This is a genomic window from Microbispora sp. ATCC PTA-5024, assembly GCF_000511135.2.
GTDB classification, from domain to species: Bacteria; Actinomycetota; Actinomycetes; order Streptosporangiales; family Streptosporangiaceae; genus Microbispora; species Microbispora corallina.
Genome location: NZ_KI866527.1, coordinates 241745 through 254661 on the forward strand (window position 1 = coordinate 241745; position 12917 = coordinate 254661).

Below are 12917 nucleotides of genomic sequence, written 5' to 3' on the forward strand. Positions count from 1 at the left end.
CGCCCTCGCCTCGGCGGGCGCCGCGAGCGCCGCGAGCGGGACCGTCGGCGCGCCGGGGATCGGCGACCCCGACTTCCCGGCCGACGGCAACGGCGGGTACGACGTCGGGCACTACGGGCTCACCCTGTCGTACGACCCGGCCACGAAGCGGCTGGCGGGCAGCGCCGCGATCACGGCGACCGCCACGCAGGAGCTGTCGTCGTTCGACCTCGACCTGCACGGCCTCACGGTCGGCAGGGTGACGGTCGACGGCGCGGCGGCCGCCTTCGCCCGCCGGGGCGACGAGCTGACCCTCACCCCGTCCCGGGCGATCGGCAAGGGCGCCTCCTTCGAGGTCGTCGTCGACTACTCCGGCGTGCCGGACCCCGTGCACGGCGACCGCGACCTCGGGACGTACGGCTTCATCGCCACCAAGGACGGGTCGTTCGTCACCTGTGAGCCCAACGGCGCCAAGACGTGGTTCCCGTCCAACGACCACCCGGCCGACAAGGCCACCTACGACTTCCGGCTCACGGTGCCGCAGGGCGTGACGGCCATCGCCAACGGCGAGCTCGACGGCGCCCCGGTGACGAGCGGCGGCCGCACCACCTTCGTGTGGCACGAGCGGCACCCGATGGCCTCCTACCTGGCCACGATGACGACCGGGACGTTCGAGGTGCGGACGGGCACGACGGCGGCCGGCGTGCCGGTGTACGCGGCGGTCGACCCGGCCTTCCACTCCTCGCTGAACGACCTGTACACCCGGAGCGCGGAGATCACCGACTACTGGTCCACCGTCTTCGGGCCGTACCCCTTCTCCTCGACGGGCGGCGTGATCGACGACTTCGCCGCGGGGTACGCGCTGGAGAACCAGACCAAGCCGATCTACGGAGGGTTCCCGCCGGAGTCCGGGATCGTCGCTCACGAGCTGGCCCACCAGTGGTTCGGCGACAGCGTGAGCATCACCCGCTGGCGCGACCTGTGGCTGAACGAGGGCTTCGCCACGTACGCCGAGTGGCTCTGGGCCGAGCACAAGGGCGGCGACACGGCCGACGCGGAGTTCCGCCGCTACTACGCGAACGCCGCCGACCCGATGTGGGCGTACCCGCCCGGGACGGCCCGCCCCGGCGACCTGTTCAACGCCTCGGTCTACAACCGCGGCGCCATGACGTTGCACGCCCTGCGCAAGTCGATCGGGGACGCCACGTTCTTCGCGCTGCTGAAGAAGTGGACGGCCGACCACCAGTACGGCAACGCCACCACGCCCGAGTTCGTGGCGCTGGCCGAGCAGATGTCGGGCAAGAAGCTCGGCGGCCTGTTCGACGCCTGGCTGTTCCAGCCGCGCCGCCCGGCCGACGTCCCCTGATCCGGAAGGTCAGGAGAAGAAGAGCTTGTAGCCGTCCCGGCGCAACGCGCCGAGCACCTCGTCGCAGTGCGCCGGGCCGCGGGTCTCCAGCTGCAGCAGCACCTCCGCCTCCTCCACCTGCAGGCGGGCGCCGACCCTCTCGTGGACCACGTCGAGGACGTTGGCCCCCAGCTCGGCCAGCCGGCCGAGGAGCGCCGCCAGCGCGCCCGGCCGGTCGGTCAGCCGGATGCGGAAGGCCAGGTAGCGGCCGGCCGCGGCGAGCCCGTGCCGTAGCACGCGGGCCAGCAGCAGCGGGTCGATGTTGCCGCCCGACAGCACCGCCACGACCGGCGGCTCGAACGCGTGCGGCTGGTCCAGCAGCGCGGCCACGCCGGCCACCCCCGCGGGCTCCACGACCAGCTTCGACCGTTCGAGGCAGAGCAGCAGCGCCCGCGACAGCGACTCCTCCGAGACCGTGACCACGCTGTCCACCAGATAGTGGATCAGCTCGAACGGCAGCTCCCCCGGCCGTCCGACCGCGATGCCGTCGGCCATGGTCGAGGCGGGCTCGACCATCACGGGGTGGCCCGCGGCCAGCGACTCCGGGTACGCCGCGGCCCGCTCGGCCTGCACGCCGACCACCCGGATGCCGGGCCGCAGGGACTTCGCCGCCAGGGCGACGCCCGCCGCCAGCCCGCCGCCGCCGATCGGCAGCACGATCGTGGCCGCCTCGGGGAGCTGCTCCACGATCTCCAGCCCGACCGTCCCCTGCCCGGCCACCACGTCCGGGTGGTCGAAGGGGTGGATGAACACGGCCCCGGTCTTGTCCGCGTGCTCTCGTGCGGCTTGCAGCGCCACGTCGACCGTGTGCCCGGCGAACACCACGTCCGCGCCGTACGCGCGGGTGGCCTCGACCTTGGGCAGCGGCGCGCCGTGCGGCATGTAGACCGTGGCCTTGGCGCCGACCAGCGCCGAGCCCAGCGCCACGCCCTGGGCGTGGTTGCCCGCGCTCGCGGCCACGACGCCCCGCGACCGCTCCTCCTCGCTCAGCCGGGCGATGCGCACGTACGCGCCCCTGACCTTGAACGACCCGGCGCGCTGGAGGTTCTCACACTTGAGGTGGACCGAGCCGCCGACGGTCTCGGACAGCACCCGGGAGTGGACGACGGGCGTCTGCGCCGCCACACCCTTCAGCAGCTCGCGTGCGGCGACGACGTCGTCGTACGTCACCTGTGGGACAGCCATGTCCGCAGTCTCCCACCTCACGGGTCCCCGCCGTACGGGCCCTCCGGCGCGTCGCCGCGGGCCCTACGAGGCCGTCACGACCGCGGGCGGCCGGTCGACCGCCAGCTTGACGGCGAAGGCGCCGAGCATCGTGCCCATGACGTACCGCTGGAGCCGCAGCCAGCCCGGCCGGGTCGCGAGGAAGGCGGCCAGACTCGCCGCCGTCAGCACGATCACCGTGTTGACGAGCATGCTGACCGCGATCTGCACGCTCCCGAGGGCGAAGCTCTGGGTCATCACGTGCCCCTCGGCAGGGTCGACGAACTGCGGCAGCAGCGACAGGTACAGCACGGCGGCCTTGGGGTTCAGCACGTTGGTGACCAGCCCCATCGTGAACAGCCTGCGGGTCGAGTCGGGGCGCAGGTCCCTCGGCTGGAAGACCGACACCCCGCCCGGACGCACGGTCTTCCACGCGAGATGGAGGAGGTACGCCGCGCCGGCGAGCTTGATCGCCAGGTACGCCTCCGGGACCAGGGCGAACACGGCCGTCAGCCCGAGGCAGGAGGCCGCCAGGTAGACGAGGAAGCCGGCCGCCACCCCGCCGAGCGACACCAGGCCGGCCCGGCGGCCCTGGCTGATCGACCGCGAGACCAGGTAGATCATGTTCGGGCCGGGCGTGAGGACCATGCCGAGCGCGACCATCGCGATCCCGAGGAGTGCCCCGATGCTCACAGAAGATCCCCCTTCGTCACCCTCACTCTAGATCGCCCCCGTACGGGCGGCCAGGCCGGGTGAGCGATCACCGGGGCGTCAGGGGGCGGACCAGTAGCTCTCGCCGGCGAGGACGAGCGCGGCCGCGCCGATCAGGCCGGCGTCCTGCCCGAGGGACGCGGGCACGACCCTGACCCGGCTCGCGAACGCCATCCGCGTGTGCTCGCGCAGCGCCTCCTCCAGAGGGCCGAACAGCAGCGGCCCGGCCTGGGAGAGCCCGCCGCCGATCGTCACGACGTCGAGGTCGCACAGGTTGACCGCCGAGGCGATCGCCGTCCCGAGCGCCCGTCCCGCCCGGTTCATCGCCGCGACGGCGACCGGGTCCCCCGCCGCGGCGTCGGCCGCGAGCCTGCGGGCGGTGGCGGTGCCCGCCTCCTGGTAGAGCCCGTCGTCGTCCTCCGGGCCCGGGCCCGGCGACCAGCCCTGCTCGACGGCCCAGGCGGCGAGCCCGGGGCCGCGGGCGATCGCCTCCAGGCAGCCGCGGCCGCCGCACCGGCACGGGGGGCCGCCGGGGTCGACGACCACGTGGCCGATGTGCCCGGCGTTCCCGGTTCCGCCATCGATCAGGCGCCCGCCGAGGATCAGGCCGCCGCCGACCCCGGTCGAGACCACCATGCCGAGCATGTTGGCGCTGCCGCGCCCCGCGCCCCGCCAGTGCTCGGCGACCGCCAGGCAGATGGCGTCGTTGTGGATGCGGACCCGCACGCCGGGGAAGCGCGCGGCCAGCCGAGCCCGCAGCGGGAAACCGCGCCAGCCCGCCATGTTGAGCGGGGACACCTCCCCGCCGGGCCAGGTCATCGGGCCGCCGCAGCCGATGCCCACCCCGGCGAGGCGCCCGCGGACGCCGAGGCCGTCGAGCAGGTCCGTCAGGGTCTTCCAGAGCGTCTCCGCCTCGCCGCCGGGCGGGGTGGCCGCCCGTTCCGAGGTCTGGAGCCGCCCGTCCGGGCCCACCAGGCCCACCGCGAACTTCGTCCCGCCGATGTCGACGGCCAGCGTCAGGCCGTCCGCCGTCACCCGGCCACCCGCCGGTCGCCCGCGCCGGAGGAGAAGACGAGGAGGGACGCCGTGAAGCCGTGGACGTGGTTGTGCCCGCCGACCGGGCCCATCTCTCCGGCCGCGAAGAACCCGGCCACGCCGATCGGCCCGAGCGTGTCGCGCACGGCGAGCGCGTCGTGGTCGGCCGAGCCGAACATCGCCGAGCCCCTGCCGTTGCAGGAGAACAGCAGCGCCCCGTCGGCCCGGCCGATGCGCTCCATGTGGGCGTCGAGCAGCTCGTAGAGGTCCTCGTCGGCCGCCTCGGCGTCCCTGACCTGGAACCGGACCGTCCTGCCGATCTCGACCACGTCGCCGATCGCCACCGCCTCGCGCTCGGGGTCGATGCCGACGACGCCCCGGATCAGGAAGTCGCCGCGCTCGTGGCGCTCGGCGTACTCGTCCATCGCGATGCCGATCTGTAAACCGGAGGCCACCAGCTCGCGGTCGGACTCGTCGAGCGCGCTGACGATGTCCTCCAGCCGGGCCAGCGCCGGCTGACCGGCGAGCTCCAGCAGCACGTTGTCCTCGGCCCCCGTGACCACCATGGACGGCCCGATGGGACGGCATCCCTGGCTCACGACCGTGTCGACCCGCACCGGGCCGCCGATGATCGCGCCGATCGCGCCGCCCTCGTGGACCTCGCCGTCCGCGAACAGCCGGACCGACCCGCGCCCCTGCAGGCCGTTGGCGAGCCCGCCGACGATCGGCAGGCTGTCGAGCACCTCGCTGGAGTGCTCGATGAAGGCGTCGGTGGGGAAGCTGTAGGGGTCGGCCAGCATGATCGCGACCTGGTCGTCCGGCTCCCGCTCCGGGAGGCCGACGACCACGAACCGGTCCTCGGTCCGCAGCGTCTCCAGGGCGAACGTGGTCACCCTGGCTCCGCCGAGCGAGGCCGCCCAGGCGCTGACGGCGGGTTTGAGCTCGACGCCCTGGCCGTCCCCGATGACCCCGGTCGCGCTGCAGCCGATCACGTGGGCGCCGGGCACGGTCTCCATCGCGCGGCGGCCCGCGCGGCTCACGTCCTCGGGATCGTCCCCGCAGATGAAGAAGCACACCAGGTCGGGCGGCCCCGACAGGCCGGCCAGGGCCCGCCGGATCGCACCCTCGGCCGCGTCCACCAGGTCGGCGCCCACGGCGAGACCGTCGGCGAAGCGGCTTGTGATCACCGCCATCGTCTCGCCTCCTCTTGTCGCCACCAGTAATCGTCCTTGCCGGATTCTCCCCACTGGGAGGACTTCAACGCACGGACCCCGCACGCAATCGGCGGATCGGCGCGGATGCGGGAACCGGGATGCCGCGCCGCCCGGTGGGGACGTAGTCTCGACACCGTGCACAAATCGCCCACGCCTGCCTCCAGCACTCTGCGTGAACTGCGCGAGAGTGGACACCGTTACCGCACGGTCAAGGCCGAGATCCGGGAGAACCTCCTTTCCCGGCTGCGGGACGGCGAATCCCGATTCCCCGGCATCGTCGGCTTCGACGAGACCGTGCTGCCCCACCTGGAAAGGGCCCTCATCGCGGGGCACGACCTGGTGCTCCTGGGCGAGCGCGGCCAGGGCAAGACCCGGCTGATCCGCACGATCACCGGGCTGCTCGACGAGTGGACGCCCGTCGTCGCCGGATGCGAGATCAACGACCACCCCTACGAGCCGGTCTGCGTGCGCTGCCGCCGCCTCGCCGCCGAACTCGGCGACGACCTGCCGGTCGCGTGGAAGCACCGCGACGACCGGTACGGCGAGAAACTCGCCACTCCCGACACCTCCGTCGGCGACCTGATCGGCGACGTCGACCCCATCAAGATCGCGGAAGGCCGGACGCTCGGCGACCCCGAGACCGTCCACTACGGCCTGGTGCCCCGCACCAACCGCGGTGTCTTCTCCGTCAACGAGCTGCCCGACCTGGCCGAGCGCATCCAGGTCGCGCTGCTGAACGTCCTCGAGGAGCGCGACATCCAGGTCCGCGGCTACAACCTGCGGCTCCCGCTCGACATCCTGCTGATCGCCAGCGCCAACCCCGAGGACTACACCAACCGCGGGCGGATCATCACGCCGCTGAAGGACCGGTTCGGGGCGGAGATCCGCACCCATTACCCCCAGTCGATCGAGGACGAGCTCGTCCTGATCCGCCAGGAGGCGGACCTCGACGATCTCGGCGCCGACCTGCCCGACCACCTGGTGGAGGTCATCGCCCGCTTCACCCGGCTGGTCCGGGAGTCGACCGCGGTGGACGCCCGTTCCGGGGTGTCCGCCCGGTTCTCGATCGCCGCCGCCGAGACGGCCGCCGCCTCCGCCGTACGGCGGGCCGCGCTGACCGGGGAGGAACGGCCCGTCACCCGCGTGTGCGACCTGCCCGGCGTGGTCCACACGCTGCGCGGCAAGGTCGAGTTCGAGGTCAGCGAGGAGGGCCGGGAGATCGAGGTGCTCGCCCACCTGCTGCGCCGCGCGACGGCCGAGACCTTCCGCGGCACGCTCGGCGGCACCGACCTCGCGCCGCTGCTCGACAGGTTCGGCAAGGGCGCCCAGGTCGAGTCGGGCGAGCTCGTCGCGGCCCACGAGCTGCTGCGCCGGATCGGCAGGGTCGAGGGCCTGTCCAAGGTCATGGCCCGCCTGGGCATGGGCGAGGGCGACGAGTCCCCCGGCCACGCCGCCGCGGCCCTGGAGTTCGCCCTCGAAGGGCTCTACCTGATGCGCCGGCTGTCGAAGGACGAGGTCGCCGGCGGAGCGGTGTACCGCACGTGATCCCCCCGACCACCGCCGGCCGCCCCGTCCGCAGGGCACGAAGGGAGCGGTGACCGAGGTGTCCTACTTCTATCGGGAGTACCACGACGGGCCGGATCCGCTGGCCCCGCCGTACGACGTGCGCTCGGCCCTCGACGAGATGGGCGACGCGATCCTGTCCGGCTCGACCCCGCTCGACGCGCTGCGCGACCTGCTGCGGCGGGGGCTGCCGGACGCCCCCGGGCGGCGCGGCCTGGAGGACCTGCTGCGCCAGGTGCGGCAGCGCCGCCGCGAGCTGCGGGACAACACGCGGCTCGACGGGACGCTGGAGCGGGCGCGGGCCCTGCTCGACACGGCCATCGGGCAGGAGCGGGCCGAGCTGTTCCCCGACCCCTCCGACGACGCCCGGTTCCGGGAGGCGGCACTCGACGCGCTGCCCTCGGACACCTCCCGCGCGATCCAGGAGCTATCCGAGTACGACTGGCGCTCGCCCGCGGCCCGGCAGACGTTCGAGGAGCTGCGCGACCTGCTGCGCCGGGAGGTGCTCGACAGCCAGTTCCGCGGCATGCGGGACGCGCTGGCCAACCCCGACCCGGCCGCCATGGAACGCGTCCGCCAGATGATGACGGACCTGAACGACATGCTCGACCGGGACGCGCGGGGCGAGCACACCCAAGACGACTTCGACCAGTTCATGCAGAAGTACGGGGACATGTTCCCCGAGAATCCGCAGAACCTGGAGGAGCTGGTCGACCAGCTCGCGCGGCGCGCCGCCGCGGCCCAGCGGCTGCTGGCGTCCCTCACGCCCGAGCAGCGCGAGGAACTGGCAGGGCTCATGGAGCAGACCCTCCAGCAGGCCGGGCTGGCCGAGCAGATGCGCCGCCTCGGCGACGCGCTCTACTCCCGCCGTCCCGACCTGTCCTGGGGGGCGCCGGAACGGGTGTCCGGCGACGACCCCATGGGCATGGGCGACGCCGTCTCGGCCCTTCAGGAGCTCGCCGACCTGAGCGACCTGGAGACCGCCCTCCGGCAGGACTACCCGGGCGCCCGGCTCGACGACATCGACGAGGACGCCATCCGGCGCGCCCTCGGCCGTTCCGCGGTCGACGACCTGGAGGCCCTGCGGCAGGTCGAGCGGGAGCTGGAGGCCCAGGGGTACCTGCGCCGCAACCGCGGCAAGCTGGAGCTCACGCCCAAGGCCGTACGGCGTCTCGGGGAGACCGCGCTCCGGCGGGTGTTCGCCTCGCTCGACTCCGGGCGGCGGGGCGACCATGACCAGCGGGACGCCGGGACGGCCGGCGAGCTGACCGGCACGAGCCGGCCCTGGCGGTTCGGAGACGAGCAGCCGATCGAGGTCGTCCGGACGGTGGTCAACGGCGTCCGGCGGGCCGGGCGGCCGCCCGGCGGCGCCGTCACGCTGACCGTGGACGACTTCGAGGTGGCGGAGACCGAGCGCAGGTCGGCCGCCGCCGTCTGCCTGCTGGTCGACCTGTCGTACTCGATGGCCCTGCGCGGCACATGGGCCGCGGCCAAGCAGACGGCGCTGGCGCTGCAGGCGCTGGTGGCCTCGAAGTTCCCCCAGGACGCGGTGCAGATCATCGGCTTCTCGAACTACGCCCGGGTGCTGCGGGCCGACGAGCTGGCCGGGCTCGAATGGGACATGGTCCAGGGCACCAACCTGCACCACGCGCTGCTGATCGCGGGCCGCCACCTCGACCGGCACCCCGACTTCGAGCCGGTCGTGCTGGTCGTGACCGACGGCGAGCCGACCGCGCACCTGATGCGCAACGGCGTGCCGCGCTTCGAGTGGCCGCCGTCGGCCGAGACGCTGGCGCTGACCCTCGCCGAGGTCGACAAGATGACCCGGCGGCGGGCGACGATCAACGTGTTCATGCTGGCCGCCGACGACCGCCTGCGGGACTTCGTCGACGAGCTCGCCCGGCGCAACGGGGGGCGGGTGTTCGCCCCCAGCGCCGACCGTCTCGGCGAGTACGTCGTCAGCGACTTCCTGCGCACCCGCCGCTCCCGCTGACGTCCGCGTCCCCTCGGCCCACGCCGAGGGGACGGGACGAACACGCGAGGTCAGACCGGCAGTGCGGCGTACGAGGCGAGGTCCGCGTCGAACCCGTCGTGCAGGTCCGCGAAGGACCTGTAGACGAGCCGCGTGCCGCTGCCGTACCGCGCGTCGTCGAGGAGCCCCACGACGTCGGCGGGGCGGGGCAGGACGCCGCCGCCGAGGTAGCGGATGCCTTCGAGCCGGGTCCGCACGCCCTTCTCCCCGCTGACGAACCGGCCGTGACGCCAGCCGGTCTCCTCGTCCCAGACGAGAGCGCCGCCGTCCACCAGTCTCACCGTGGCGTCACGAGGGTCGTACGGGTCGTCCCACCACTGGAGAACGCGGGCGCCGAGGGCTTCCGCGACCTGCGCGACGTAGGCGACAGGGAGGCGCAGCCACGCATGGCTGTACGGTGCGGGCGTGACAATCATCTATGGTCATCCTTGCGCCGAGCGGGGCGGTTTCCCCGCTTAAGGAACAGACAGCGGCATCGTACGGGATACGAGGTACGCCCTCAGACCACTTACCTCTGAAGCGCCGGTGTTTTTACGCTACCCTCGGCGGCCCGAGTAGTAGCACCATTTTGCGGCAAGGTAGAAGGATTTTTCGCCTCATACCGGGCGCCTCTCGCGACTTCCCCTCCACCTGCTCGACCGGTGTCGACTCCTCGCTCGAAGAGGGCCGCGGAGGGATATCCGGCCAGATCCGGCCTTTCAAGAACTTTGTCCGGTATGTACCCTTTAAAGTGGAACTGCTGCCGCAGATAGTAATGGTGAAGCTCGACGTTGGTCGTCCACGCGTCCAGTCGGATCCAGGGAAGATCCCGCTGGACCGCGTGAACGCAGGCCATGCCCAGCAGCCTGACCCCGATCCGCAGGCCCATGTATCCAGGCCGGACCATCAGGCGCTGGACGTACAGCGCCGGCTCCCGGCCCCCCTCGGTGCCCGTCCAGAGATTTCCCGCGTCATAATCGAGCAGAGATATCGTCGCGACCGCCCGGCCGCCGTCACATAAAAGCCAGGTTTCACGTCTGACGATTCCGGAAAGAATTCGGCCTCGTTGCCGCCGTTCGTCCGGCCACGGATTCTGCCACTGATCGCTTCCCCGTGACGCCAGCCAGTTCGCGATTTCCTGTCTCATCGCCAGCAGGGTGTCGAGGTCCTCGTCGACGGCCAGGCGCACATGGAACGGCATTCAGTGGCTCCATCCCCGGTTTCAGGGGTCGACGTGGAAGGCGGACACGTCACCGATCTCGTAGGCCAACTGGGTGCTGTCTCCCGCGTACACGTTCATCGTGAGGCGGATCGGACGCTCCGCCGAGTACGCGATGCGAAACATCTCCAGCACCGGGACTCCGGGCCCCAGGCTCAGTTGGACGGCCTCCGTCTGCGTCGGCATCCGGCTCAGCACCTCGTCGCGATAGCCGGCCTGGACGTGACCGCGTCGCGCCATCTCCGAAATCGTCCCGTACGGGATGTCCACCGGCGACATCAGAGCCGTGCCCTCGGCGATGTCCATGGGATAGAAGGACTCCTGGATCGACCACGGACGACCGTCGATCAGGCGCAGCAGGCTGCGGACCACCACCAGGGTGCCCTCGTCCAGCTGAAGACGGGCCGCCACCTCGGAGGAGGCGGTGCGCACCTCCATCCGGAACCCGCTCTGATCGGGATTGCGACCGGCGGTCAGCACGGCCGCGTTGAAGGCGTCTCTGTCGCTCTTGTCTGCGGCTCCTTCCTCCGCCGACGCGAGGACCAGGAAGGGGGTGCGCTCCCGGACGAACGTCCCGCGGCCTTGACGCGCCTCGACGAGCCCCTCGTTGGCGAGCGAGGCGAGCGCCAGCCGGACCGTGTTACGCGAGACCCGGAAGGTCTTTTCGAGTTCGGGTTCCGATGGAAGCTGAGCCCCCGGCCGCAGGATTCCGCCGGTGATTTGCGCGCGCAGAGCGGCCGCCACCTGCCGGTAGAGCGTCTCGGGCATCCCACCTGACTCCCTTCCGCTCGGCAGCATCGAGCGACCCCCACGCGAGTACACATAGATTGCCATACCGTTCCAACCATGCCAATGACTGGCATAAGGCCCACTGGTACCCATGAGCATCAGGAGACGTATCTGCACTACAAGAACGACGACAAGAACCATTCCAACCATGATCACTTCGAGGACTGGTTAGTATCGCTGATCGTTAAAGCGCAAATTAACGGCGGAATACATTCGACACCGAATCGGACCGTACAGAGGGCGGGTGTGACGTGTATGACGCCGTCGTGATCGCGGCACTTGTATTGGTAATCAACGTCGCCCTGGCGTTCTTCGCCGTGGTGCTGGGAATCCATCTGGAAGACGGCCGGGGTTCGCTCGCCGACGAGCCCTCCGGCCTCATCACCGCCGGCACGCGAAGCGTCCTGCGCGTCTTCTCCACCTCGGACGTCGCGGCCCGGCCGCCGGACAACGGCGCCCTTCGCGACAAGGATTGATTTCGGCGCCCGCAGCCCGGTCGGACGAAGAGGTTCACACGTGGCGCGCCGTCTCCCATCAGATTTCCCTCGGGAGAGTCACTCCCGGGCGTTCACGACGGAGTCCGGCCATGTCCGATGCGGTTTTCATCGCTGCGTTCGTGATCTCAGGCGCCGCCATCGGAGTTCTCGGCGTCCTGGTATTCGGCATCCATTACGAGGAGAGCAGGAAGTCGGTGACCGGGGAGCCGCCCGGGCCTTTCAGCAGGACCACCAGACGCGTGCTCGGACTGTCCGTGGACCACACGGCCTGCCGGTACGTGACCAATCCCCAGTACCGGTGCCCCGTCTGCCGCCAGTCCGAAGTGAACGAGCACGAAAGGCAGTGAGGCGGCGACGGACCGGCGCCGCGACATACGGCGCCCGGACCGGCGGCCGTCTCCGCCCGGCCGATCTCCTGCGGCCGGACGCACGTCCGTGACCCGCCCCGTACGGAGTGGAGCTGCCGTTCCGATCACTCAGGCGATAGCCTCAGGCGCATGTCGTTTCTCGACAAGCTGCTGCTGTGGCTGCACATAGGCTTCGCGATCTTCGCGATCGGGCCGCTGACCGCGGTCACGAGCGTCACGCCCCGGTACATCCGGGCGGGTGAGGTCGGCGTTCTGCGCTATCTGAACCGCTCGACCCGGCTGTTCGGGCTGCTCACGCTCGGGGTGTTCCTGTTCGGGCTGCTGCTGGGCCGCAGCGCCCTGGCCCAGCCGTACCTGTCGGCCTCGATGACGCTGTTCATCGTGGCGGCGGTCATGCTGGTCATCATCGATCGAGACCAGCGCTCGGCCATCCTCGCGCTGTCGAGCGAGTCGCGGGAGGACGACGCCAAGGTGCAGACGGGCCGGATCGCCGCGCTCGCCGGCATCACGGCCCTCATCTGGCTGGTGATCCTCTTCCTGATGGTCTTCTTCAACCCCTAGACGGTCAGCTACCGGCTTTTGGCGATACGCCGGTAGCACGCCGCGCCCGGCGCCGTTCGGTGAGACGGCGAGACTTGGCCTGCGCGCCGCAGTCCGCCATCGCGCACCAGCGGCGGGAGCCGTTGCGCGTGATGTCGAGGAACAGCCAGCCGCAGCCTCCCTCGGCCACGGGGCAGACCTTCAGGCGGCTCAGGTCCACGGTGGACAGGAACTCCACGGCCGCGCTCGCGAGGCGGTCCGGGACCAGCAGCGCGGGCGCGGTGCCGACGACCAGGCGGGCCGCCCGGCCGGGACGGCCGTCCAGGACGAGCGCCGACCGCGCGGCGGCCGTGGCCCAGCGCAGGGCGAGACGCTCCAGCGCC

The 12917-nt window shown here is 71.5% G+C and carries 14 protein-coding genes; 6 read left to right on the forward strand and 8 right to left on the reverse strand.

Features of this window, described 5'->3' with window-relative positions:
• Positions 1 to 1345, forward strand: a 1345-nt coding sequence (locus MPTA5024_RS35585) for a M1 family metallopeptidase (protein ID WP_036332410.1), incomplete at its 5' end; no start/stop codon positions are given.
• A 9-nt stretch (positions 1346 to 1354) separates the two neighbouring features.
• On the opposite strand, the gene ilvA is transcribed toward MPTA5024_RS35585, so the two are convergent.
• From ilvA to MPTA5024_RS35605, 4 genes are all read right to left on the reverse strand, one after another.
• Entirely contained in the window at positions 1355 to 2569 is a 1215-nt protein-coding gene (gene ilvA, locus MPTA5024_RS35590) for a threonine ammonia-lyase (RefSeq protein WP_084370264.1), read from the reverse strand.
• A gap of 63 nt (positions 2570 to 2632) precedes the next feature.
• Entirely contained in the window at positions 2633 to 3280 is a 648-nt protein-coding gene (locus tag MPTA5024_RS35595) for a LysE family translocator (protein WP_232326785.1), read from the reverse strand.
• Positions 3281 to 3358: 78 nt separating this feature from the next.
• Positions 3359 to 4333 (reverse strand): ROK family protein, encoded by a 975-nt coding sequence (locus tag MPTA5024_RS35600; protein ID WP_036332414.1) that lies wholly within the window; start codon positions 4331 to 4333, stop codon positions 3359 to 3361.
• Positions 4330 to 5526 (reverse strand): FIST signal transduction protein, encoded by a 1197-nt coding sequence (locus tag MPTA5024_RS35605; protein WP_036332416.1) that lies wholly within the window; start codon positions 5524 to 5526, stop codon positions 4330 to 4332. The genes MPTA5024_RS35600 and MPTA5024_RS35605 overlap by 4 nt, the downstream gene beginning before the upstream one ends.
• Positions 5527 to 5682: 156 nt before the next feature.
• Here MPTA5024_RS35605 and MPTA5024_RS35610 point away from each other — a divergent pair, with 156 nt between their 5' ends.
• Both MPTA5024_RS35610 and MPTA5024_RS35615 read left to right on the forward strand, forming a co-directional pair.
• Positions 5683 to 7092: a sigma 54-interacting transcriptional regulator gene (locus tag MPTA5024_RS35610; protein ID WP_036332418.1), complete on the forward strand. Its 1410-nt coding sequence runs from the start codon at positions 5683 to 5685 to the stop codon at positions 7090 to 7092.
• 58 nt (positions 7093 to 7150) lie between these two features.
• A complete protein-coding gene (locus tag MPTA5024_RS35615; protein WP_036332895.1) occupies positions 7151 to 9103 on the forward strand; it encodes a vWA domain-containing protein in 1953 nt (650 codons plus the stop codon).
• A gap of 50 nt (positions 9104 to 9153) precedes the next feature.
• Here the strand turns inward: MPTA5024_RS35615 and MPTA5024_RS35620 are convergent, their stop codons facing one another.
• The 3 genes from MPTA5024_RS35620 to MPTA5024_RS35625 form a co-directional block, all read right to left on the reverse strand.
• Positions 9154 to 9558: a DUF6292 family protein gene (locus MPTA5024_RS35620; RefSeq protein ID WP_036332420.1), complete on the reverse strand. Its 405-nt coding sequence runs from the start codon at positions 9556 to 9558 to the stop codon at positions 9154 to 9156.
• A gap of 92 nt (positions 9559 to 9650) precedes the next feature.
• Positions 9651 to 10322 carry a GNAT family N-acetyltransferase gene (locus MPTA5024_RS40405; protein WP_084370265.1) on the reverse strand — a complete coding sequence of 224 codons (672 nt, stop codon included), beginning with the start codon at positions 10320 to 10322 and terminating at the stop codon, positions 9651 to 9653.
• Positions 10323 to 10343: 21 nt separating this feature from the next.
• Positions 10344 to 11108, reverse strand: a complete 765-nt coding sequence (locus MPTA5024_RS35625; protein ID WP_036332422.1) for a GntR family transcriptional regulator — start codon at positions 11106 to 11108, stop codon at positions 10344 to 10346.
• Between the two features lie 272 nt (positions 11109 to 11380).
• Between MPTA5024_RS35625 and MPTA5024_RS35630 the strand changes: the two genes are divergently transcribed.
• The 3 genes from MPTA5024_RS35630 to MPTA5024_RS35640 all read left to right on the forward strand — a co-directional run bounded on the left by MPTA5024_RS35630 (position 11381) and on the right by MPTA5024_RS35640 (position 12555).
• Complete coding sequence (locus tag MPTA5024_RS35630; RefSeq protein WP_157099903.1) at positions 11381 to 11605, forward strand: hypothetical protein; 225 nt, start codon at positions 11381 to 11383, stop codon at positions 11603 to 11605.
• Between the two features lie 110 nt (positions 11606 to 11715).
• Positions 11716 to 11973 (forward strand): hypothetical protein, encoded by a 258-nt coding sequence (locus MPTA5024_RS35635; protein WP_036332427.1) that lies wholly within the window; start codon positions 11716 to 11718, stop codon positions 11971 to 11973.
• A gap of 150 nt (positions 11974 to 12123) precedes the next feature.
• The gene (locus MPTA5024_RS35640) at positions 12124 to 12555 is read left to right on the forward strand and encodes a hypothetical protein (RefSeq protein ID WP_036332429.1); all 432 of its coding nucleotides are present in this window, start codon (positions 12124 to 12126) and stop codon (positions 12553 to 12555) included.
• 4 nt (positions 12556 to 12559) lie between these two features.
• On the opposite strand, the gene MPTA5024_RS35645 is transcribed toward MPTA5024_RS35640, so the two are convergent.
• On the reverse strand, positions 12560 to 12917 hold a 358-nt coding region (locus MPTA5024_RS35645), incomplete at its 5' end, for a CGNR zinc finger domain-containing protein (protein ID WP_198167591.1).